This window comes from Herbiconiux moechotypicola (assembly GCF_024979255.1).
Classification (GTDB): domain Bacteria; phylum Actinomycetota; class Actinomycetes; order Actinomycetales; family Microbacteriaceae; genus Herbiconiux; species Herbiconiux moechotypicola.
Genome location: NZ_JANLCN010000001.1, coordinates 556,287 through 578,829 on the forward strand (window position 1 = coordinate 556,287; position 22,543 = coordinate 578,829).

A 22,543-nucleotide genomic window follows, 5' to 3' on the forward strand; every position below is an offset into this window, starting at 1 on the left:
CTGCTACGAGCGAGGTCAAGAATACCGTAGGGTTGAAACGTGACTGACCAAGAACCAACGACCATCGCGCCCCGCCGCGTAGTGGTGGCCGAAGACGAATCCCTGATCCGCCTCGACATCGTCGAGATCCTGCGAGACAACGGGTTCGAGGTCGTCGGTGAGGCCGGAGACGGCGAGACCGCGGTCGCCCTGGCCACCGAGCTCCGCCCCGACCTCGTCATCATGGACGTGAAGATGCCCCAGCTCGACGGTATCTCGGCGGCCGAGCGCCTCTCGAAAGACCACATCGCCCCGGTCGTGCTGCTCACCGCCTTCAGCCAGAAGGAGCTCGTGGAGCGGGCCACCGAGGCCGGTGCCCTGGCCTACGTGGTGAAGCCGTTCACCCCCAACGACCTGCTGCCGGCGATCGAGATCGCCCTCTCGCGCTACGCGCAGATCATCACCCTCGAGGCCGAGGTCGCCGACCTGGTCGAGCGCTTCGAGACCCGCAAGCTCGTCGACCGGGCCAAGGGCCTGCTCAACGAGAAGATGGGGCTCACCGAGCCCGAGGCGTTCCGCTGGATCCAGAAGGCGTCGATGGACCGCCGGCTCACCATGCACGACGTGGCGCAGGCGATCATCGAGCAGCTGAGCCCGAAGAAGTAGGGGCTCGGTTCTCTCGGCGCTAGCTCTTCTCGAAGACCTGGTTCGGCCGTCGGTCCTTGATGATGTTCGTGATGCGGACCGTTGAGAGCCGGCGGCCGTTCTCGTCGTCGACCTCGATCTGGTGGGTCGTGAGGCTGCGGCCGAGGTGGATGGCGGTGCAGGTGCCGATCACCCAGCCCTGAGTGGCCGAGCCGGAGTGGCTGGCGTTGATCTCGATGCCCATCGCCACCTTCTCGGGGCCGGCGTGCAGGTTCGCCGCGGTCGAGCCGAGGCTCTCGGCCAGCACCACGTAAGCGCCGCCGTGCACCAGGCCGAGCGGCTGCGTGTTGCCCTCCACGGGCATCCTGGCCACCGAGCGCTCGGCGCTCAGCTCGAGGAACTGGATGCCCATCCGCTCGGCCAGGGCGCCGATGCCGCGGTAGCCGAACACCTCCATCACGTCGATCGGGAGGGGCTCCTGGGCAGCCGTTTCTGAGGTCGTCATCGATGGGGATCCTGTCTCGAGTGGCTGTCGGAGGCCGTGTGTAGGCTTGCCGTGTGCCGGACAAAGAACAGCCTACCCTCCTCGTCATCGACGGTCATTCGCTCGCGTTCCGGGCCTTCTACGCCCTCCCGGTCGACAGCTTCCAGACCCGTGACGGCCAGCACACCAACGCCATCCACGGCTTCCTGGCCATGTTCATCAACCTCCTCAAGGCCGAGAAGCCCACCCACCTGGCGGTGGCGTTCGACATCTCCCGGCACTCCTTCCGCACCCGCGAATACGCCGACTACAAGGGCACCCGCGGCGAGACGCCGTCGGAGTTCGTGGGCCAGGTGCCTCTCCTCAAGGAGTGCCTGCACGCGCTCGGAGTGACCACTCTCGAGAAGGAGGACTTCGAGGCCGACGACATCCTCGCCACCCTCGCCTCCCAGGGCCGCGCCGAGGGGTTCCGCGTGCTGGTGGTCTCGGGCGATCGCGACACCATCCAGCTCGTGAACGACGACGTCACCCTGCTCTACCCCTCGCGCCAGGGGGTCTCCGACCTCACCCGCTACGACGTGGCGAAGGTGCACGACCGCTACGGCATCCGCCCCGAGCAGTACCCCGAGATCGCGGCGCTCGTCGGCGAGACCAGCGACAATCTGCCCGGCATCCCCAAGGTGGGCGAGAAGACAGCGCTGAAGTGGCTGAACCAGTTCGGCTCGCTCGACGCCATCCTCGAGCACCGGGACGAGATCACCGGCGTGGTGGGCAACAACCTGCGGGAGTACGCCGACAACGCGATCCGCAACCGCAAGCTCAACCGGCTGCTCACCGACGTCGAGCTGCCGGTCGGCCCGGCCGATCTCGAACGGCGCCCCGCCGACGAGCAGCAGGTGCGCGAGGTCTTCGCCCGGCTCGAGTTCCGCACCCTGCTCGACCGGGTGCTCAAGCTCGAGGGCTTCGGGGGAGACTCCGAGGTGGGGCAGGCTGCGGCGGCCGCTGCCGCGGCAGCGGTGCAGAACGCGCCGACCCCGGTGACGCTGCTCGACGAGGAGCTGACGGGCTGGTTCGGGCGTCAGGGCGACTCGCCCGTCGCCGTGCAGGTGGAGACCATCGACGGCTTCCCCGTGGGAGTGGGGCTCGGCACCTCCACGGAGACGGTCTTCCTCCCGTGGATCCCGAACAGCCCCGACTACACACCCTTGGAGAGCTGGCTCGCGGGACCGAGCCCCAAGATCCTGTTCGACGCCAAGAAGCAGATCAAGGCGCTCTCCGCCGCCGGGCTGCCGCTCGGCGGCCTCGCGTTCGACCCGGTCATCGCCGCCTGGCTGCTGAAGCCCGACTCCAGCGCCGACCGCTCGCTGGCCCAGCTGGTCGACCGGCATCTGCTCGAGACCCTCCCCACCCCCGACCCGAACCAGCTCGTGCCCGAGACCGACACGGCCTTCGGGCCGGCCGAGGAGGCCTGGTACGTGTGGCGGGTCGCCGAGGCGCTCACCGCCCTGCTCGACGAGCGCACCCAGCGGGTGCTCACCGAGATCGAGCTGCCCGTGCTGCAGGTGCTCGCCCGGATGGAGCTCACGGGTGTCACGGTGAGCCACAGCCAGCTCTCGGCGCTGTCGACCGAGCTCGGCGAGACCGCGGCGGGCATCGCCACGGAGGCGTTCGGCATCATCGGGCGCGAGGTGAACCTCGGTTCGCCCAAGCAGCTCCAGGAGGTGCTCTTCGACCAGCTCGACATGCCGAAGACGCGTGCCACCAAGACGGGCTACTCCACCGACGCCGGGGCGCTGGCCGATCTGCAGGCCACCAACCCGCATCCGTTCCTGGGCCTGCTGCTCGCGCACCGTGACGCCACGAAGCTGCGGCAGATCATCGAGAGCGTCGACAAGGCCATCGCCCCCGACCACCGGGTGCACACCACCTACGTGCAGACCGGCTCGTCGACAGGGCGCATCTCGTCGACCGACCCGAACCTGCAGAACATCCCGGTGCGCACCGAGGAGAGCCGGCGCATCCGTCAGGCCTTCCAGGTGGGCGAGGGCTACGAGACCCTGCTCACGGCCGACTACTCGCAGATCGAGATGCGCATCATGGCGCACCTCTCCGGAGACAGCGGGCTGATCGACGCGTTCCACTCCGGTGAAGACCTGCACCGCTTCGTGGGCGCTCGCATCTTCTCGGTCGACCCGGCCGACGTCACGCCGATCATGCGCACCAAGGTGAAGGCCATGTCGTACGGCCTCGCCTACGGGCTCTCGGCCTTCGGTCTCTCGAAGCAGCTGCGCATCGAGACCGCCGAGGCGAAGCAGCTCATGACCGACTACTTCGAGCGTTTCGGCGGGGTGCGCGACTACCTGCGCAACGTGGTGGTGCAGGCCAAGGTCGACGGCTACACCGAGACCATCTTCGGGCGCCGACGGCCGTTCGCGAACCTCAACAGCGCCAACCGGGTGCTGCGCGACAACGACGAGCGCGCCGCCCTCAACGCGCCCATCCAGGGCACGGCGGCCGACATCATCAAGCTCGCCATGATCGACATCGACGCCGACATCGCGGCGGGCGGGCTGCGCTCGCGCATGCTGCTGCAGGTGCACGACGAGCTCGTCTTCGACGTGGCGGCAGGGGAGTGGGACGCCCTGGAGGCGATCGTCACCACCCGCATGGCGGGCGCGGCGTCGCTCTCGGTGCCGCTCGACGTGCAGGTGGGTCGCGGGCTCGATTGGGACGCGGCGGCGCACTAGGGGGCTCGCGCCGCGGGTCTCGTGTCTCGGGTCTCCTGCCTCGGGTCTCGTCACCGGAAGTCGCGGGAGCGGGTCTTCGCCGAGAGCACGAGGGGTTCGAAGCGATCGGCGATGAGGTTGGTGACGCCCTCGGGTGAACGTTCCAGCATGCCGCGTACGATGAGCGCCGGGGCCTCGCGAGCCAGCCTCCGATAGCGCTTCCACACCCCGACGCCGCAGACGACGTTGAGCAGACCGGTCTCGTCCTCGATGTTCATGAAGGTGATGCCGCTCGCCGTCGCCGGGCGCTGCCGGTGGGTGACCACGCCGCCCACCTCGATGCGCCGCCCGGGCTCGGCGACGGCGAGGTCGGCCACGGTGAGGGCTCCGCGGGCGCGCAACTCGTCGCGGGCGTGGGCGAGCGGATGGTCGTCGGGTGAGATGCCGGTGGCCCAGAGGTCGTAGACCACCTGCTCCTCGGCGCTCAGCATCGGCAGCAGCGGAGGCTGCACCGACACCACGGTGCCCGGAAGGTACTCCGCACGTTCCTGGGAGGCGTTGCCCGCCTCCCACAGGGCCTCGCGCTTGGTGAGGCCGAGCGACTCGAAGGCCCCGGCGGTGGCGAGCGCTTCGAGCTGCGGGGTGGTGAGGCCGATCCGCCGGGCGAGGTCGGCCATGTCGAGGTAGTGGCCGTGGGCCTCGCGCTCGGCCACGATCCTCTCGGCGAGCGCGGTGCCGATGGAGTGCACGTCGGCCAGCCCGAGGCGCACGGCGAACCGGCCGTCGCGGCGGTGCTCGGCGGAGACGTCGGGCTTCTCGCGATCGAACGTCGGGGGCATGGGAGCGGACTCGTGCAGGCATCCGTCGAGCCCGGTCTCGGCCGCCTGGGGGGAGGGGGACGCCAGCAGAAGCGGTTCGAGGCCGGGCTGCACCCCTGAGCGCTGGATGTCGGGGCGTCGCACCTCCACGCCGTGGCGACGGGCGTCGGCCGTGAGGGTCTGGGGCGAGTAGAAACCCATCGGCTGGGCGCGCAGGAGCGCCGCGAGGAAGGCGGCGGGGTAGTGCAGCTTGAACCACGAGCTGGCGTAGACCAGCAGGGCGAAGCTCGTGGAGTGGCTCTCGGCGAAGCCGAAGTTCGCGAAGGCCTCGATCTTGGCGTAGATGGCGTCGGCATCGGCGCCCGTGATGCCGTTGCCGGCCATGCCCGTGTAGAGCTTCTCGCGCAGGCTCGAGATCTTCTCCAGCCCTCGTTTGGAGCCCATCGCGCGGCGCAGCAGATCAGCGTCTTCGGCGGTGCAGTCGCCCACCGCCATCGCCATCTGCATCAGCTGCTCCTGGAACAGCGGCACGCCCAGGGTGCGCTCGAGCACCGGTTTCAGCTTCGGATGCAGGTAGGTCACCTCGTCGACGCCGAGCTTGCGACGGATGTAGGGATGCACGGCTCCGCCCTGGATGGGCCCCGGCCGGATGAGCGCGATCTCGACCACGAGGTCGTAGAAGGTGCGCGGCTGCAACCGGGGCAGGGTGCCCATCTGCGCCCGGCTCTCCACCTGGAACACCCCGATCGAATCGGCTCGGCAGAGCATGTCGTAGACGGCCTCCTCCTCGGCGGGGATGTTCTCGAGCGACCAGGTGCGCCCGGTGCTCTCGCGCACGAGGTCGATCGTGTACTGCAGGGCGGAGAGCATCCCGAGACCCAGCAGGTCGAACTTCACCAGTCCCATCCAGGCGCAGTCGTCCTTGTCCCACTGCAGCACGGTGCGGTTCTCCATGCGGGCGTTCTCGATGGGGCAGACCTCTCCCACCGGGCGGTCGGTGAGCACCATGCCCCCCGAGTGGATGCCGAGGTGGCGGGGGAACTTCAGCACCTCGGTGGCCAGCTCGATCACTGCCGGGGGGATGTCGTGGTCGTCGCTCTCGACCATCGGCCCCCAGCGCTCCACCTGCTTCGACCAGGCGTCCTGCTGGCCAGGGCTGTGGCCGAGGGCCTTCGCCATGTCGCGCACCGCGAACTTCGGCCGGTACTGGATGACGTTGGCGACCTGCGCCGCGTTCCGCCGACCGTACTTCGTGTAGACGTACTGGATGACCTCCTCGCGGCGCTCGGAGTCGAAGTCGACGTCGATGTCGGGCTCCTCGTCGCGCATGCTCGAGAGGAACCGCTCGAACGGCAGGTGGCGGGCGATGGCGTCGACCGCGGTGATGCCGAGCAGATAGCAGACCGCCGAGTTGGCGGCCGAGCCGCGCCCCTGGCAGAGGATGCCCCGCGACTTCGCCTCGCGCACGATGTCCCAGACGATGAGGAAGTAGCCGGGGAAGTCCTTCTGCTCGATCACCCCGAGCTCCTTCTCGATGCGGGCGAGATCGTCGCGGCTCGCGCGCGGGTACTTCTGCGGAACCGCCTCGAACACCAGGTGCCGCAGCCAGCTCATGGGGGTGTGCCCCTCGGGCACCTCCTGCCGGGGCAGCCGGGGCTTCGCGCGGCGCAGGGGGAAGGCGAGGTCGGCCGCGACCTCGACCGTGCGCTCCACCGCCCCCGGAAAGCGGGAGAACCGTCTGGTCATCTCGGCCCCCGAACGCAGGTGCGCGGTGGGGGCGGCGGGCAGCCAGCCGTCGAGCTCGTCGAGACTGCGCCGGGCACGCACCGCGGCGACCGCTTGGGAGAGCCGATGCTGCCGCGGAGTGGCATAGTGCACGTTGCCGGTGGCCACGGCACCGAGTCCCCGGTCGAGGGCGAGGGTGAAGAGGGCGTCGTTGCGCGAGCTGTCCAGCGGGTCGGAGCGGTCGGTGAGCTCGACCAGCACGTTCTCCCGGCCGAAGAGCGCCGTCAAGCGGTCGAGCTCGGCGCCGGCACCCGTGGAGCCGTCCCGTTCGAGGGCCTGCCGCACCGCACCCTTGCGGCACCCGGTGAGCACGGTCCAGGCACCTGCGGCCTGCTCGGCGAGCTGCTCCAGGTCGTAGAGGGGTTTGCCCTTCTCGGCATCGGTGGCGAGCTGCCCCGTGGTGATGGCGCCGGCGAGCCGGTGGTAGCCCTCCTCCTGGCGGGCCAGCACGAGCAGGTGCGTGCCCTCCGGGTCGGCGAAGCCGTTCTGGGGCGTGGTGAGGTCGAGCGAGAGCTCGGCACCGAAGACCGTGCCGATGTCGTGCTTCTCGGCGGCCTCGGCGAAGCGCGCCACGCCGTAGAAGCCGTCGTGGTCGGTGAGGGCGAGGGCGTTCAGCCGCAGCCGCACGGCCTCCTCGATGAGCGACTCGGGCGAGGAGGCCCCGTCGAGGAAGCTGAAGTTGGAGTGGGCGTGCAACTCGGCGTACGGCACCACGGGCCCCTCGATCACATCGGGTCGACGGTCACCGGGGTCGTAGGGGTGCCTCTTGGCCGACTGCGTGACGCCGTCTCCGGGGAGCGCACCGGGTCGCGACCGCCCCGACAGGGTGCGCTCGAGCTCCGACCAGGGGATGGCGGGATTGTCGAACCCCATCAGCCCCACCCCCGGCCGCGGGCATCGCACCGCTCAGTCATAGCGCGCCTCCGCCCACCACTGCCCGTCATCGAGGGCGAGCAACCAGGCCGACCCGTCGGCATCGACCACCTGCACCCGCTGCAGCCGACGCGACGCCCTCGCATCCCACCAGCGCTCCACCACGGGCCAGGGCCCCGCCCAGGCCTCGATCGCACGGAGCCCTTGACTCGCCCCGGTCTCCGAGAACCGCACCGGCTCACCGTTCAGTTCACCCCGCTCGTCGACCTCGACGCTCTCGCCTCGCGCCGCCACGAGCAGCACGGGGCGACGCAGCTCGAAGACCGTGGTGGGCAGGGGCGGCGGCAGGCTGCCCGGCCACGGCACGGTACCCTCGCGCCCGCTCACGGCCCGCCCCGCCCGAGTCTCCACCCGGTCTCCCCAGGGCACCAGCACCTGCCGCTCGCGCGGCGACCGTCCTCCACCGACGGCGGCGGTGAGCACCCCCTCGTGGCCCACGATGCTCTGCACCCGGGAGAGGCCGTGGTGCACCCGTTCCTCCGACCCGCTGCCCCACAGCCCGGTCTCGTGCGCCGCGCTGTCGTCGACCGTCTCGGCGATCAGCCTCACCCGGGTGACCGGTGCCGAGAGCGCGCTCTCGATCGCGCTGCCGCCCTGCAGCTGCCAGCGCACACGATCCACCACGTCGGCGGCGCTGAACCAGCGGGGGTGCAACCAGCTGCGCTCCCTCGACTCCCCGCGCTCGGTGCCGATCTCCACCACGAGCTCGGTGCACACCAGACGCGCGTGCGTGAGCTCGGCGACGAACCGCTCGGCGGCGGCGCGGATGCTGAAGGTGATCTGATCGATGCGTTCCAACGGCGGCTCGAAGCCGATGACGCTCTCCCGCAGCTGCGGTGGCACCCGCGGCACCACCAGCCGCGGATCGACCCCGGCCGCCCGGGCATGGGCTCGCGCCCCGGGCTCGCCGAAACGCGCCCGCACGTCGGCGGCCGGCAGCGCGGCGAACTCGCCCAGCGTGCGGATTCCCAGTCGCCAGAGGAGCAGACTCAGCTCCTCCTCCTGCAGCAGCTGAAGCGGCAGCGGGGCGAGGAACTCCGGCGACGACCCCTCGGGCACGATGCGGATGAGGTCGACCCCGGGGAGCCTGGCCGCCTGGTCGGCGGCGAAGAGCCCGTCGGCCACCCCCACCCGCGCATCCGTCACCCCCAGCTCGGCGAAGCGCTCGAGGAACGCCAGCGCGGCGGCGTGCTCGCCGCCGTAGAACCGGCGCGGACCCCTGGCCCGCACGGCGCAGCTGCCGGCCTGCACGACCTGCACGTTCGGGCTCATCTCCTCCAGGGCGGCGATGAACGGCTCGAACGCGCGGGCGACCTGAACGGTATCGAGAGCGAAGTCGCGCAGCCGAGGGGAGCGCGCCTGCGCCTCGCGCAGCCGGAGCCCGCGGCGCACTCCGTCGGCGCGCGCCGCCGCCGAGCAGGCGAACACCAGGCCCTTGTCGGTCACGGCGATGCGCTCGTCGACCGGGAGCCGGTGGAACGCCGCCGTCGCCACCACCGGCCAGTCGGGGCACCAGACGACCATCGTTCTCGTCGCTCTCATCCCGCGACCCCCTGCAGCACAGGGTGCGGCGGGAACCGGTCCATCGCGCGCACCCGTTCCCCGCCGTCGGGCAGCCAGAGCCTCGCCCGGCGCGGCCGCCCCGACCCGCTCCTGGCCGTGGCCGAGACGGTGACGTGCCGCCCCGAGAGGTGACCGTGCCCCGCCCCGATGCCCTCCCAGCGGCTCTCCGTGACGCTCAGCGCCGCCTCGCTCTGCGGCCAGTCGCCGAGCACGATGAGGGTGGCCTGCCGTTGCCGGATGCGCGCCTGCAGCCGCGCCACGGCGGAGGGGGCGACCCGGGAGGGCGCCGTCGTCACGACCACCCCCACGACATCGGCCATCGCCGCCGCCACGGTGAGCCACTCCGGGCCGGGATGGGGCACGAGGGCGAGCCGTTCGAGATCGACCCCGAAGCCCGCGGCCGCCTCCACCCCGAAATCGGGCAGCCCCACCACGCCGCACCACACGCCGTCGGCCGACGGGCCCGCCATCAGCGCCATCACCAGCGCGGTCGACCCCGTGACGGAGTAGGCGGCGCCCGCCCGCAACGAGCCTCCGGGCAGCAGACCGGCGAGCGCGGGATGGGTGGCCACGGCCCGGGTGTCGAGCCGGGTGGCCTGCATCTCGCGGATGCGCGACTGCAGCACCCGGATCTCCTCGCCCGCCGGAGCGGGGGAGGAGAGTGCGAGTGCGGCATCCGTCATGCCGACATATTCGAACATATGTTCGAGCATGTCAATTGCGGGCGAGGGGCTGTGGAAAGCTCACGAACCCGATGTCGGAGGGGTGCCGTAGGGTCGGATCATGAGCACCTCGACCGTACCCACACCCCCCGACGGCGGCCTCCGCCCGCAGACCGAGATCGACCGCATCGCGGAGCGCTGGGTCGACACCCTGGTCGAGCTGCAGCCCGTGCTCGGCACCTACATCGGGCGCACCGAGGTGAACGACCGCTACGGCGACCTCTCGCCCGAGGGCCACCGGCACGAGATGGCCGCGGTCTCCTCGGTGCTCGCCGAACTGGCCTCCGCCGAGCCCGTCGACGAGGTCGACGAGGTCACCAAGACCGATCTGGGCGCCGAGCTCCGGCTCACCCTCGCGAGCTCCGACGCCCGGCTGCACCTGCGCGACCTCAACGTCATCGCCTCGCCCAGCCAAGACATCCGCGAGGTGTTCGACCTCATGCCCACCGACACGGCGGAGGACTGGTCGGTGGTCGCCCGCCGGCTCTCCGCCGTCGAGGAGGCGATCGACGGCTACATCGTCACCCTACGCGAGGGCATGCGCCTCGGCGTCACCCCCGCCCGCCGCCAGGTGGTGGAGGTGCTCGGCCAGGCCCGCAAGAACTCGGGCCCGGAGAGCTTCTTCGGCGCGCTGGCCGAGTCCGCGGCGCCGAAGGAGGGCGAACTGCCGGCCTCGCTGAAGGCCGACCTCGAGCGCGGTGCGGGCACCGCATCCGAGGCCTACTCCAAGCTCGCCCAGTTCCTCGAGAACGAACTCGCCCCCGTCGCCTCCACCGACGACGCGGTCGGCCGCGAGCACTACGCGCTCCAGTCGCGCCGCTTCCTCGGCGCCGTGATCGACCTCGACGAGACCTACGAGTGGGGCATCGAGGAGCTCGCTCGCATGGTGCGCGAGCAGGAGGCCGTCGCCGCGGAGATCCTCCCCGGCGCCTCCGTGCAGGAGGCCATCGCCCACCTCGAGAAAGACCCGGCGCGCAAGCTCCACGGCACCGCGGCGCTCCAGGCCTGGATGCAGGAGACCAGCGACCGCGCGGTGGCCGAGCTCGGGGCCACCCACTTCGACATCCCCGAAGAGATCCGCGCCCTCGAGTGCATGATCGCCCCCACCCACGAGGGCGGCATCTACTACACCGGCCCCACCGACGACTTCTCGCGCCCGGGCCGCATGTGGTGGTCGGTGCCCGAGGGCGTCACCGAGTTCGACACCTGGCGCGAGCTCACCACGGTCTACCACGAGGGCGTGCCCGGGCATCACCTGCAGATCGGCCAGGCCGTCTACAACCGCGCCAAGCTCAACACCTGGCGCCGCCAGCTGGCGGGCACGAGCGGCCACGCCGAGGGGTGGGCGCTCTACGCCGAACGCCTCATGGAGGAGCTCGGCTACCTCGACGACCCGGCAGACCGCCTCGGCATGCTCGACGGGCAGCGGATGCGCGCGGCGCGCGTCGTGCTCGACATCGGTGTGCACCTGAAGAAGCCGCGCCTCGACGGCACGGGCGTGTGGGACGCCGAGTACGCCCTCGACTTCATGCGGCAGAACGTGAACATGGACGACGCCTTCATCCGCTTCGAGGTGAACCGCTACCTGGGCTGGCCGGGCCAGGCCCCGAGCTACAAGGTGGGCCAGCGCATCTGGGAAGAACTGCGCAACACCCTCCGCGCCCGCGAGAAGGAGGCCTTCTCGTCGAAGGAGTTCCACCGCCGCGCCCTCGACCTCGGCGGGGTCGGCCTCGACACCCTCCGCACCGCCCTCCTCAGGTGAGCGGGCAGGATCCCGCCCAGGCGCCGCCTCGCCGTGTCGCGCTCGCGGGCGCCTCGGGCTTCATCGGCTCCCGGCTGGCCGAGGCCTTCCGGTCGGAGGGGGCCGAGGTGAGCATCATCGGCCGCACCGGCCCCGACGCCCGCTGGGCGATCAGGATTCCATCGCCCGGGCCGTCGACGGCGCCAACCTCCTGGTGAACATGGCAGGCAAGAGCGTCGACTGCCGCTACAGCGCGGCGAACCGCGCCGAGATCCTCCGCTCCCGAATCGACACCACGCGGGCCCTGCACCGGGCCGTCGCGACGGCTGCGCATCCGCCCCGGCTCTGGGTGAACTCCTCCACCGCCACCATCTACCGCCACGCCGACGACAGCCCGATGACCGAGGCCGACGGTGAGATCGGGGAGGGCTTCTCGGTGAACGTCGCCACCACGTGGGAGCACGAGTTCTTCCGCGGCGAGCTGCCCGGCACACGGCGGGTGGCACTCCGCACCGCGATCGTGCTGGGCGACGGCAGCGCGCTCACCCCCCTCCGACGGCTCGCGCGCCTGGGTCTCGGCGGCCCGCAGCTCGACGGGCGCTGGCCGGCCACCCGCCGGCGCCTCGCCGCCGGCACGTACCATTCCTACCGCCCCGCCTCGAAGGGCGGGAGGCAGCGCTTCAGCTGGATCCATCTCGACGATCTCGTGGGGATCGTGCGCTTCCTCGACACGCATCCCGAGCTCGAGGGTGCCATCAACGCCTCGGCACCGAACCCCACCGACAACCGCACCTTCATGCGGTCGGTGCGCCGGGCGGTGGGCGCCCCGTTCGGGCTGCCCACCTTCCGATGGATGCTCGAGCTCGGCTCCGCGGTCATCCGCACCGAGTCCGAGCTCGTGCTGAAGAGCCGCTGGGTGCTGCCCGAGCGGCTGCTCGCGGCGGGGTACGAGTTCCGCCACCCCACCCACGACGAGGCGCTGGCCGCCATCGTCCGTCCCGACAGCACCGCAGGAGCCCGAGCATGACGACCCCAGGCCCAACCACTCCGGGAACGACGACCCCCGGCACCACGATCATCGACGCCCACGTGCACTTCACCCCGCCCGGCATGCTCGACACCATCGGCCGCACGGGCGACGAGCCCTACTGGCAGTTCATCATGACGCCCGACGAGAAGAACCAGACCGAGCAGTCGTTCGTCACCGCCGAACGCATGATCGCCGACATGGACGCGGGTGGCATCGATGAAGTCGTGCTGCTCGCCGGCTACCAGCAGAGCGCCCGCGGCTGCCGCGAGGCCAACGACACGGTGCTCGCCCTGGCGGAGCGCTTCCCCGGCCGCATCATCCCGTTCGTCTCGCTCTCGCCCGCCGACCCCGGGGTGCTCGACGAGCTCGCCCGCTGTCTCGACCGGGGCGCCGCCGGCGTGGGGGAGATGAACCCCTACGCCCAGGGCTGCACCCTCGCCGGCCCGGAACTGCGCCGCGTGGCCGACGCCTGCGCCGAACAGAACATCCCGCTCACCCTGCACATGAGCGAGGAGGTGGGCCGCTTCTACTTCGGCAAGAGCACCCCGCGCCTCGGCGACTACTACGAGTTCGCCCGCTCGGTGCCCGATCTCAAGCTCGTTCTCGCCCACTGGGGCGGCGGGCTGTTCTTCTTCGAGATGATGCCGCTCGTGGCCGAGCAGCTCGCCCACGTGAGCTACGACACGGCCGCGTCGCCGCTGCTCTACCCCACGGGCACGGTGTTCCCGGTGGCCGAGCAGATCCTCGCCCCGCACAAGGTGCTCTACGGCTCCGACTACCCGCTGCGCATCACCCACGAGCAGAACGACGCCGACTTCGTGCCCTTCCTCGAGCAGATCGACGCGCTCGGCCTGTCCGAGGAGCGGCGCGAGCGCATCCTGTCGCAGAACACCCTCGAGCTGATCGACCGGTCGCGTCCGGTCCGGCGGGGGAGCACGACGGATGCGGCACTCGCCGAGGAGGTCGCCGCCTCCCGCGCCCTGGCCGACCGGCTCGAGCTGCCGATCGACCCCTTCGCCTCGGTCGCCCTGGTCGCCTCCCGCTATCCGGCCACGAAGCCGGTGTTCGAGCGCTACGGCATCCCGCACACCGACAGCGCCGTGCCCGTGTGGGAGCCGATCGTGCAGTCCGCCGCCGCCCGCAACATCCCGGCCGCCCGGCAGGCCGAGCTGATCGACGACCTCAACGACGCCCTCGGCACCTGACAGCGGGCCCCCGCCGTCACTATGCTTCGCCCATGAGCACGATCGACCCGCGCATCCTCAGGGCTCAGAAGGAGGAGCGCTCGCGCCGAAGCGGCACCGCCGCAGTGATCGCCGTACTCGTCGGTGCCGTGCACGCGGGCCTCTGGGGCCTCGCCGGCTATGGATTCGGGGGTCTCTACGACACCCTCCGGCTGATGTCGATGAACCAGGTCGGCGACGGCTGGGACAGCCCGTACCAAGACGTGCCCGCGCTCTTCCTCGTCGGGGTGATCGCCGGGTCGATCCTGGGCTTCGTGTTCACCGGGGCGCTCGGCCGCCTGCGCCTGGGCGCAGCGGCCCTCCTCGGCCCGTTCGTCACCGCCTTCGCCGGCATCGCAGCCGGGCTCTGGCTGTTCACCCCCTCGTGGACGCCCCCGCAGGCGGTCGGCGAGAAGCTCGGCTTCCTCGACGGCGACGCCTCGGAACCCTGGGGCTTCGACGCGTGGGCCAACTACACCCTGCCCACCTGGCTCCCGGCCGTGTTCGCCGCCCTCGCGGTGGTGCTGCTGTTCGTGTGCGTGCTCACCGCATCCGCCCGCCGCCGCAAGGAACGGCGGATGGCCGAACTGGTCGAGACGGGACGCCGCGTGCCGGGCACGGTGAGCGAGGTGCGGGTCACCGGGGTGGAGATCAACGGGCTGCCCTACCTCGAGTTCACGGTCGCCTTCCGCGACCACCTCGGCGCCGAGCGCTGGGTGACGAAGAAGAACACCTTCGCGCCTGGTGACGTGCCCCGCGCCGGAGACCCCGCCGTGGTGTGGTTCGCGCCGGAGTCGGTCGGCGACCAGAAGTCGATCGTGGTGGGCCTCGGCCCCGAGGCGCGGAATGCCGCGGGCGGCCCGGGCGTTAAGTAGAACAGTGCTCAGGATGCGGCTTGCCGCCGGGTCCGTGCACTAGCTAGACTGAGATGTCACTTTTGTGACCTTCTATCCGCCTGCCAGTCGCGGAAAAACATCAGCATCACCCTCGCGACCGGCCTGAACCATGTCCATAACGGAGCAACCACTACATGACAATCGCAACGACCGACAAGGCAACCAAGCAGGTCGCCATCAATGACATCGGATCTGCTGAAGACTTCCTCGCCGCGGTCGAGAAGACTCTGAAATTCTTCAACGACGGAGACCTCATCGAGGGCGTCGTGGTGAAGATCGACCGGGACGAGGTCCTCCTCGACGTCGGTTACAAGACGGAGGGCGTCATCCCTTCGCGTGAACTTTCCATCAAGCACGACGTCGACCCGAGCGAAGTTGTCCAGGTCGGCGACAGTGTCGAGGCCCTCGTCCTCCAGAAGGAGGACAAGGAAGGCCGTCTCATCCTGTCGAAGAAGCGCGCCCAGTACGAGCGCGCCTGGGGCGACGTGGAGAAGATCAAGGACGCCGACGGCGTGGTGACCGGTTCGGTCATCGAGGTCGTCAAGGGCGGTCTGATCGTCGACATCGGCCTCCGCGGCTTCCTCCCGGCCTCGCTCATCGAGCTCCGCCGCGTGCGCGACCTCACCCCGTACCTGGGTCAGGAGATCGAGGCGAAGATCCTCGAGCTCGACAAGAACCGCAACAACGTGGTTCTGAGCCGCCGTGCGCTGCTCGAGCAGACCCAGTCGGAGAGCCGCACCACCTTCCTCAACAACCTCCAGAAGGGCCAGGTCCGCAAGGGCGTCGTCTCGTCGATCGTCAACTTCGGTGCGTTCGTCGACCTCGGCGGCGTCGACGGCCTCGTGCACGTCTCGGAGCTCTCCTGGAAGCACATCGAGCACGCCTCCGAGGTCGTCGAGGTGGGCCAGGAGGTCACCGTCGAGATCCTCGAGGTCGACCTCGACCGCGAGCGTGTGTCGCTCTCGCTCAAGGCCACCCAGGAAGACCCCTGGCAGGTCTTCGCCCGCACCCACGCCATCGGGCAGGTCGCTCCCGGAAAGGTCACCAAGCTGGTGCCGTTCGGTGCGTTCGTGCGCGTGGCCGAGGGCATCGAGGGCCTGGTGCACATCTCCGAGCTCTCGGGCAAGCACGTCGAGCTGGCCGAGCAGGTCGTCTCGGTGGGTGACGAGGTCTTCGTCAAGGTCATCGACATCGACCTCGAGCGCCGCCGCATCAGCCTCTCGCTGAAGCAGGCCAACGAGGGCGTCGACCCCGAGGGCACCGACTTCGACCCCGCGCTCTACGGCATGCTCACCGAGTACGACGAGCAGGGGAACTACAAGTACCCCGAGGGCTTCGACCCGGAGACCAACGAGTGGAAAGAGGGCTTCGAGGCCCAGCGCGAGAAGTGGGAGCAGGAGTACGCCGAGGCCCAGGCTCGCTGGGAGGCGCACAAGAAGCAGGTCGCCGCGTCGAACGCCGAGGCGCTCTCGACCGACTTCGGTGGCAGCGGCTCCTCGTTCTCGAGCGAGTCGACCGGCGCCGGCACCCTCGCCGACGACGAGACCCTCGCCGCCCTGCGCGAGAAGCTCAGCTCCAACAACTGACAATCCCGTCGCAGCACGCGAACACCGTGAATGGCCGTCCCTCCGGGGGCGGCCATTCGCCGTTCCCGCGTGCTTCTCCGCCTGCCCGCCCGACGACGCGCCCGCTAGCATGAGACCGTGTTCCTCATCGCGCTGACGGGTGGCATCGCCGCCGGCAAGTCCACGGTGGCCCGCCGCCTCGCCGAGCACGGCGCGATCGTCGTCGACGCCGACCGGCTGGCCCGCGAGGCCGTCGAGCCGGGTACACCCGGGTTGGCCGCCATCCGCGACCGGTTCGGCGCCTCCGTCATCGCCCCCGACGGCACCCTTGACCGCCCGGCGCTCGGTGCGATCGTGTTCGGCGACGAGGAGGCCAGGCTCGCTCTCAACGGCATCACGCATCCCGCCGTCGCCGCTCTACTGAAGCAGCGGCTCGCCGAGATCGACGCGCACGACCCCGACGCGGTCGTCGTCTACGACGTGCCGCTGCTCGCGGAGAGCGGAGGGCGCCGCGGCGGGCTGTTCGAGTACGTCATCGTGGTGGAGGCCCCCGCGGAGCAGAGGATCGATCGCCTGGTGGGGCTGCGCGGCATGTCGCGGGACGAGGCCGCGCGCCGCGTGGGATCGCAAGCCAGCGACGAAGAGCGACGGGCCCTCGCCGATGTCGTGATCGACTCCGGTGGCACCCTCGAACAGACCCTCGATCAGGTCGACGCCGCGTGGAACTCGGCTCTCGCCGCCGCCGGCCCCACCGGCCTCCGCGCCGACGGGTGACACCGCCGTGACCGCTGTCTCGATCGACCTCAACGCCGACCTCGGGGAGTCCTACGGCGCCTGGACCCTGGGCGACGACCGCTCCATGCTCGGCCTGGTCTCCAGCGCCAACGTCGCCTGCGGCTTCCACGCCGGCGACCCCAGCGGGCTGCTCGCCACCCTGCGCCTCGCCGCCGCCCACCGGGTCTCGGTGGGCGCCCAGGTCTCCTATCCCGATCTCCGTGGCTTCGGCCGGCGCGATCTCGACCTGCCCGCCGTCGACCTCACCGCCGACGTCGTCTACCAGATCGGCGCACTCCAGGCCCTCGCCCGCGCGGCGGGCACCCACGTGGGCTACGTCAAACCCCACGGCGCGCTCTACAACCGCATCGTGCACGACGAGCAGCAGGCCGCCGCGGTGGTGGAGGCGCTCGTGAGCCTCGACCCCTCGCTCGCACTCGTCGGGCTGCCCGACTCCGAGGTGGGCCGCCTCGCCGAGGCCGAGGGCCTGCGCTTCGTGCCCGAGGCCTTCGCCGACCGGGCGTACACCCCCGAGGGCACCCTGGTGCCCCGCTCCGAACCGGGGGCGGTGCTGCACGATCCGGTCGAGATCGGCGAGCGGATGCGCCGCCTCGCCCTCGAAGGCGTCGTCATCGCGAGCGACGGCAGCAAGATCGCACTCACGGCCGAAACTGTCTGCGTGCACGGCGACACCCCCGGTGCGGTGCAGATCGCGCGGCACGTGCGCGACGAACTGCTCGACGCCGGCCTCACGATCGCTCCGTTCGTCGCGTGACCTCGCCGGCCGCCCCGCGCATCCTGCCCTCGGGGGAGGGTGCCCTGCTGGTCGAGCTCCCGGATGCGCGGGGCGCGCTGAGCGCGTACACCCGGCTTCGCCAGGCCACCGAGGCAGCCGGAGGTGCCGGCGGTGCCGTCGTCGACCTGGTGCCCGCCGCCCGCACCGTGCTGGTGGTCTTCGACCCCGTCGTGATGCGCCGGGATGCGGTCACCGCGTGGGTGGACGAGGTGCTGGCCTCGGAATCGCCCACGCGTGAGCGGAACTCCGGCCGCGCATCCGACGCCCACCTGGTCGAGCTTCCCGTCGTGTACGACGGGCCCGACCTCAGAGAGGTGGCGGCGGCCGCGGGACTCACCGTGCAGGGGGTGATCGAGCGGCACCTCGCGGCCGAGTGGACCGCCGCGTTCATCGGCTTCGCACCCGGGTTCGCCTATCTCACGGGCGACGGCGCCCTCACGGTGCCCCGCCGATCAGCGCCGAGGGCGGCCGTGCCGGCGGGGTCGGTCGCGCTCGCCGCCGGCTACTGCGGGGTGTACCCGCGGGCGTCGCCGGGCGGCTGGCAGCTCATCGGCACCACCGACGCGGAGCTCTGGGACACCGAGCGGCCGTCGCCCGCGCTGCTCGCGCCCGGTACCAGGGTGAGGTTCGTCCGTGCGGGGTGAGGGCGCGGGCGTTCGCACCCTGCGCGTGCTCGATCCAGGACCGCTGGCGCTGCTCGAAGACGGCGGCCGCCCCGGCTTCGCGCACGTGGGCGTCACCGCGTCGGGCGCGGCGGACCGCGGTGCGTGGAGGGCGGCGAACAGACTCGTCGGCAATCCGCCGGGCGAGGCCGCGATCGAGGCGCTGGGTGGTGGGCTCACGGTGTCGGTCTCGACCTGGGCGCTCGTCGCCGTCACCGGCGCGCCCGGTGCGGTGACCGTCGTCGGACCGGAGGCGCGACGCGGCGCGAGCGGCTCGCGGAGCCGTGTCGTGCATCCGGTCGGCCGCTCGTTCGTCGCGGCCCCCGGTGAGGTGATCGCGCTCGACACGCCCTCGCGCGGGCTGCGCCGGTACCTCGCTGTGCGGGGAGGTCTCGACGTGCCGCCCACGCTGGGGAGCCGATCGACCGACGTCTTGAGCGGGCTCGGGCCGGCCCCGCTGGCCGCGGGCGCGAAGCTCTCCATCGGCGACGCCGTGGAGGCCTGGCCCGCTGCCGACTTCGTGCGGCCCTTCGCCGACGACCCTCAGGCCCGGGGGGCGGTGGTTCTCGAGGTCACGCCCGGACCGCGAGCGGACTGGTTCGGCGCGGCGGGGTGGCGGCTGCTGCTCGGCGGCGAGTGGGAGGTGCAACCCGACTCGAATCGCGTCGGGGTGCGGATCCGATCGCTCGACGGTGGTCTCGCGAGAGCAGAAGGATCAGAGAGGGAGCTGCCGAGCGAGGGGATGGTCGCCGGCTCGGTACAGGTGCCGCCCGACGGGCATCCCGTGCTGTTCTTCCGCGACCACCCCGTGACCGGCGGGTACCCCGTGATCGCGGTGCTCACCGCATCCGCGCTCGACCGTGTGGCGCAGCTCAGGCCCGGAGACCGCGTGCGCTTCGCCGATCAGCCGAAGAGCATGGCGGCTTCGCGGTAGCGCCGCTGCGGCACGGTCTTGAGGCGGCCCAGGGCCTCCTCGAAGCCGACCGTCACGATGTCGGTGCCGCGCAGCGCCACCATCTGGCCCCAGGATGCGCTCTGCACGATGTCGGAGGCCGCCATTCCCAGGCGGGTGGCGAGCACCCGGTCGTAAGCGGTGGGCACGCCACCGCGCTGGATGTGGCCGAGTGTGGTGGCGCGGGTCTCGATGCCCGTCATCTCTTCGATGATCGGGGCCAGGCGCTCACCGATGCCGCCGAGCCGCGGCCGGCCGAAGGCGTCGAGGCCGCGCTCGGAGTGCGGGTCGTCGGCGTGGTCGGGGGTGAAGCCCTCGGCCACCACCACGAGGGGTGCGCGACCGCGGTCGGCGGCGCTCTTCACCCACTCGGCGACCTGCTCCATGCTCGTCTTCTGCTCGGGGATGAGGATCGCGTGCGCGCCCGCGGCCATGCCCGAGTGGAGCGCGATCCAGCCCACGTGACGGCCCATCACCTCGGCGACCATGCAGCGGCTGTGCGAGTCGCCGGTGGTGCGGAGACGGTCCATCGCCTCGGTGGCGATCTCGACGGCGGTGTCGAAGCCGAAGGTGTAGTCGGTGGCGTCGAGGTCGTTGTCGACCGTCTTGGGCACGCCCACGATCTTGAGCCCCGCATCCGTCAGCCGCTTCGCCGCCGCGAGCGTGCCCTCGCCGCCGATGGCCATGATGGCGTCGATGCCGTTGGCGTCGAGCATCTCCTGGATGCGCTCGGGGCCGCCGTTGCCCTCGAAGGGGTTGGTACGCGAGGTGCCGAGGATGGTGCCGCCCTGCTTCGCGATGCCGCGCACGTCGCTGCGCTCGAGCGGCATGATGTCGCCGGCGACCACGCCGCGCCAGCCGTCGCGGAAGCCCACGAACTCCTGGCCGTTGATCTCGGTGCCCTTGAGCACCGCGCCGCGGATGACCGCGTTGAGGCCGGGGCAGTCGCCGCCCGACGTGAGGATTCCGATTCGCATGCTGTGTCTGCCTCTGTGGTGGTGGGAGAGGATGTTCTGGGAGGAACTGCTCGGCGTGACGCTGTGAGCGAGCACCGACGCTGGTGTCGGTGGCCCTCCCTAAACTTAACGCATGGAACCGACCCGCTCCGTTCACCCGTTCGAGGTCATCAGCGAATACCAGCCCAGCGGCGACCAGCCCGCGGCCATCGCCGAGCTCGCCGGGCGCATCAACGCGGGTGAGACCGACGTGGTGCTGCTCGGTGCCACGGGCACAGGCAAGTCGGCCACGACGGCCTGGCTCATCGAGCAGGTACAGCGCCCCACGCTCGTGCTCGCGCACAACAAGACCCTGGCGGCGCAGCTGGCGAACGAGTTCCGCGAACTCATGCCCAACAACGCGGTCGAGTACTTCGTGTCGTACTACGACTACTACCAGCCCGAGGCCTACGTGCCGCAGACCGACACCTTCATCGAGAAGGATTCCTCGATCAACGCCGAGGTCGAGCGGCTGCGGCACTCCACCACCAACTCGCTGCTGTCGCGGCGCGACGTCGTGGTGGTGTCGACGGTGTCGTGCATCTACGGTCTCGGCACGCCCGAGCAGTACCTCAACGCGATGATCGCGCTGCAGGTAGGGCAGCGGGTCGACCGCGACTGGCTCATCCGCAAGTTCGTGTCGATGCAGTACCAGCGCAACGACGTCGACTTCTCGCGCGGCAACTTCCGGGTGCGCGGCGACACCATCGAGATCATCCCGATGTACGAAGAGCTCGCCATCCGCATCGAGATGTTCGGCGACGAGATCGAGGGGCTCTACGCCCTGCATCCGCTCACCGGCGACGTGGTGAAGAAGCTCGAGAGCGTGTCGGTCTTCCCGGGGTCGCACTACGTGGCCGAGACCTCCGTCATGCACCGGGCCATCGAGACCATCCAGACCGAGCTGCACGACCGGCTCGCCATCCTCGAGCGCGAGGGCAAGCTGCTCGAGGCGCAGCGGCTCCGGATGCGCACCACCTTCGACCTCGAGATGATGGAGCAGATCGGGTTCTGCTCGGGCATCGAGAACTACTCCCGGCACATCGACGGGCGGGAGCCCGGTGAGGCGCCGCACTGCCTGCTCGACTACTTCCCCGACGACTTCCTCGTGGTGATCGACGAGTCGCACGTGACGGTGCCGCAGATCGGGGCGATGTACGAGGGCGACTCCTCGCGCAAGCGCACCCTCGTCGACCACGGCTTCCGGCTGCCGAGCGCGCTCGACAACCGGCCGCTGAAGTGGAACGAGTTCAAGGAGCGCGTGGGGCAGACCGTCTACCTCTCGGCCACGCCCGGGCGCTACGAGATGGGCATCGCCGACGGGGTGGTGGAGCAGATCATCCGCCCCACCGGCCTGGTCGACCCGCAATTGGTGCTGAAGCCGTCGAAGGGGCAGATCGACGACCTGCTCGAAGAGATCCGGCTGCGGGTGGAGCGCGACGAGCGCGTGCTCGTCACGACGCTCACCAAGAAGATGGCCGAGGAGCTCACCGACTACCTCGGCGAGGCGGGGGTGCGGGTGCGCTACCTGCACTCCGACGTCGACACGCTCCGCCGCGTCGAGCTGCTCACCGAGCTCCGCGCAGGCGTCTACGACGTGCTCGTGGGCATCAACCTGTTGCGCGAGGGCCTCGACCTGCCCGAGGTGTCGCTCGTGGCCATCCTCGACGCCGACAAGGAGGGCTTCCTCCGCTCGTCGACCTCGCTCATCCAGACCATCGGGCGCGCGGCTCGCAACGTCTCGGGCGAGGTGCACCTCTACGCCGACACCATCACCGACTCGATGCAGCTCGCCATCGACGAGACCGAGCGCCGCCGCGAGAAGCAGATCGCCTACAACACGGCCCACGGCATCGACCCGCAGCCGCTGCGCAAGCGCATCGCCGACATCACCGAGGCCCTCGCCCGCGAGGGCGCCGACACGGCCGCGCTGCTCAACGACCGGGCCGGCCGCGGCAAGAAGAGTCCCACGCCCAACCTGCGGCGCGAGGGCATCGCCGCGCAGGGCGCGAACGACCTCGAGGCCATCATCGCCGACCTCAACGGCCAGATGCTCGAGGCCGCCGCCGAGCTCAAGTTCGAACTCGCCGCCCGCCTCCGCGACGAGGTCTCCGAACTCAAACGCGAACTCCGCCAGATGGAGAAGGCCGGCCACATCGCCTGACCGGTCCTCGTTCTCTGCGGCCCGCGGGATGGTGCCGTGAGCGTAATCGGGCGGCGGTGTCGGTGGGTCGACATACACTTTTGGGGTGTC

Annotated in this window: 16 protein-coding genes and 1 pseudogene; 12 read left to right on the plus strand and 5 right to left on the minus strand. The window is 70.7% G+C overall.

The features are described from left to right. Positions 1-39 precede the first annotated feature (39 nt). Entirely contained in the window at positions 40-645 is a 606-nt protein-coding gene (locus tag N1031_RS02645) for an ANTAR domain-containing response regulator (protein WP_259478021.1), read from the plus strand. 19 nt (positions 646-664) lie between these two features. Here N1031_RS02645 and N1031_RS02650 read toward each other — a convergent pair whose 3' ends face one another. Next, positions 665-1,081 (minus strand): PaaI family thioesterase, encoded by a 417-nt coding sequence (locus N1031_RS02650; protein ID WP_259478063.1) that lies wholly within the window; start codon positions 1,079-1,081, stop codon positions 665-667. A 101-nt stretch (positions 1,082-1,182) separates the two neighbouring features. On the opposite strand from N1031_RS02650, the gene polA reads away from it, so the two are divergent. After that, the gene (gene polA / locus N1031_RS02655) at positions 1,183-3,855 is read left to right on the plus strand and encodes a DNA polymerase I (RefSeq protein WP_259478022.1); all 2,673 of its coding nucleotides are present in this window, start codon (positions 1,183-1,185) and stop codon (positions 3,853-3,855) included. A gap of 50 nt (positions 3,856-3,905) precedes the next feature. On the opposite strand, the gene N1031_RS02660 is transcribed toward polA, so the two are convergent. From N1031_RS02660 to imuA', 3 genes are read right to left on the minus strand one after another with little or no spacing between them, the layout of a single operon-like run. Next, positions 3,906-7,310: an error-prone DNA polymerase gene (locus N1031_RS02660; RefSeq protein WP_259478023.1), complete on the minus strand. Its 3,405-nt coding sequence runs from the start codon at positions 7,308-7,310 to the stop codon at positions 3,906-3,908. Between the two features lie 33 nt (positions 7,311-7,343). Then, positions 7,344-8,912: a DNA polymerase Y family protein gene (locus N1031_RS02665; RefSeq protein WP_259478024.1), complete on the minus strand. Its 1,569-nt coding sequence runs from the start codon at positions 8,910-8,912 to the stop codon at positions 7,344-7,346. Then, positions 8,909-9,634 carry a DnaE2-dependent mutagenesis accessory factor ImuA' gene (gene imuA', locus N1031_RS02670; protein WP_259478025.1) on the minus strand — a complete coding sequence of 242 codons (726 nt, stop codon included), beginning with the start codon at positions 9,632-9,634 and terminating at the stop codon, positions 8,909-8,911. Before imuA' ends, N1031_RS02665 begins: the two co-directional genes overlap by 4 nt. 82 nt (positions 9,635-9,716) lie before the next feature. Here imuA' and N1031_RS02675 point away from each other — a divergent pair, with 82 nt between their 5' ends. The 9 genes and pseudogenes from N1031_RS02675 to N1031_RS02715 all read left to right on the plus strand — a co-directional run bounded on the left by N1031_RS02675 (position 9,717) and on the right by N1031_RS02715 (position 19,276). Next, positions 9,717-11,417, plus strand: a complete 1,701-nt coding sequence (locus N1031_RS02675) for a DUF885 domain-containing protein (RefSeq protein WP_259478026.1) — start codon at positions 9,717-9,719, stop codon at positions 11,415-11,417. Continuing rightward, a pseudogene (locus N1031_RS02680) lies at positions 11,414-12,423 on the plus strand (epimerase). The gene N1031_RS02675 and the pseudogene N1031_RS02680 overlap by 4 nt, the downstream one beginning before the upstream one ends. After that, positions 12,420-13,631: an amidohydrolase family protein gene (locus N1031_RS02685; RefSeq protein ID WP_259478027.1), complete on the plus strand. Its 1,212-nt coding sequence runs from the start codon at positions 12,420-12,422 to the stop codon at positions 13,629-13,631. Before N1031_RS02680 ends, N1031_RS02685 begins: the two are co-directional and overlap by 4 nt. 32 nt (positions 13,632-13,663) lie before the next feature. Next, positions 13,664-14,524 carry a hypothetical protein gene (locus tag N1031_RS02690; protein ID WP_259478028.1) on the plus strand — a complete coding sequence of 287 codons (861 nt, stop codon included), beginning with the start codon at positions 13,664-13,666 and terminating at the stop codon, positions 14,522-14,524. A 155-nt stretch (positions 14,525-14,679) separates the two neighbouring features. Further along, the gene (gene rpsA, locus N1031_RS02695; protein ID WP_259478029.1) at positions 14,680-16,131 is read left to right on the plus strand and encodes a 30S ribosomal protein S1; all 1,452 of its coding nucleotides are present in this window, start codon (positions 14,680-14,682) and stop codon (positions 16,129-16,131) included. 117 nt (positions 16,132-16,248) lie between these two features. Next, on the plus strand, positions 16,249-16,884 hold the full coding sequence (gene coaE / locus N1031_RS02700) for a dephospho-CoA kinase (protein WP_259478030.1): 636 nt from the start codon (positions 16,249-16,251) through the stop codon (positions 16,882-16,884). A gap of 7 nt (positions 16,885-16,891) precedes the next feature. Further along, complete coding sequence (locus N1031_RS02705) at positions 16,892-17,659, plus strand: LamB/YcsF family protein (protein ID WP_259478031.1); 768 nt, start codon at positions 16,892-16,894, stop codon at positions 17,657-17,659. Continuing rightward, positions 17,656-18,324, plus strand: coding sequence for a 5-oxoprolinase subunit B family protein (locus N1031_RS02710; protein ID WP_259478032.1), 669 nt, complete (start codon positions 17,656-17,658; stop codon positions 18,322-18,324). Before N1031_RS02705 ends, N1031_RS02710 begins: the two co-directional genes overlap by 4 nt. Next, positions 18,314-19,276: a 5-oxoprolinase subunit C family protein gene (locus tag N1031_RS02715; RefSeq protein WP_259478033.1), complete on the plus strand. Its 963-nt coding sequence runs from the start codon at positions 18,314-18,316 to the stop codon at positions 19,274-19,276. The genes N1031_RS02710 and N1031_RS02715 overlap by 11 nt, the downstream gene beginning before the upstream one ends. Here N1031_RS02715 and N1031_RS02720 read toward each other — a convergent pair. After that, entirely contained in the window at positions 19,246-20,271 is a 1,026-nt protein-coding gene (locus N1031_RS02720) for a 6-phosphofructokinase (protein WP_259478034.1), read from the minus strand. The genes N1031_RS02715 and N1031_RS02720 overlap by 31 nt on opposite strands. Before the next feature lie 112 nt (positions 20,272-20,383). Between N1031_RS02720 and uvrB the strand changes: the two genes are divergently transcribed. Continuing rightward, positions 20,384-22,453, plus strand: a complete 2,070-nt coding sequence (gene uvrB, locus N1031_RS02725; RefSeq protein ID WP_259478035.1) for an excinuclease ABC subunit UvrB — start codon at positions 20,384-20,386, stop codon at positions 22,451-22,453. The last annotated feature ends 90 nt before the right edge of the window (positions 22,454-22,543 follow it).

Excerpts from the sequence above, each read along its gene's own strand:
- N1031_RS02665 (WP_259478024.1), bottom strand. The coding sequence starts at position 8,912 with ATGAGAGCGACGAGAACGATGGTCGTCTGGTGCCCCGACTGGCCGGTG.
- N1031_RS02685 (WP_259478027.1), top strand. The coding sequence starts at position 12,420 with ATGACGACCCCAGGCCCAACCACTCCGGGAACGACGACCCCCGGCACC.
- N1031_RS02650 (WP_259478063.1), bottom strand. The coding sequence starts at position 1,081 with ATGGAGGTGTTCGGCTACCGCGGCATCGGCGCCCTGGCCGAGCGGATG.
- uvrB (WP_259478035.1), top strand. The coding sequence starts at position 20,384 with ATGGAACCGACCCGCTCCGTTCACCCGTTCGAGGTCATCAGCGAATAC.
- imuA' (WP_259478025.1), bottom strand. The coding sequence starts at position 9,634 with ATGTTCGAATATGTCGGCATGACGGATGCCGCACTCGCACTCTCCTCC.
- N1031_RS02675 (WP_259478026.1), top strand. The coding sequence starts at position 9,717 with ATGAGCACCTCGACCGTACCCACACCCCCCGACGGCGGCCTCCGCCCG.
- N1031_RS02720 (WP_259478034.1), bottom strand. The coding sequence starts at position 20,271 with ATGCGAATCGGAATCCTCACGTCGGGCGGCGACTGCCCCGGCCTCAAC.
- rpsA (WP_259478029.1), top strand. The coding sequence starts at position 14,680 with ATGACAATCGCAACGACCGACAAGGCAACCAAGCAGGTCGCCATCAAT.
- N1031_RS02690 (WP_259478028.1), top strand. The coding sequence starts at position 13,664 with ATGAGCACGATCGACCCGCGCATCCTCAGGGCTCAGAAGGAGGAGCGC.
- N1031_RS02660 (WP_259478023.1), bottom strand. The coding sequence starts at position 7,310 with ATGGGGTTCGACAATCCCGCCATCCCCTGGTCGGAGCTCGAGCGCACC.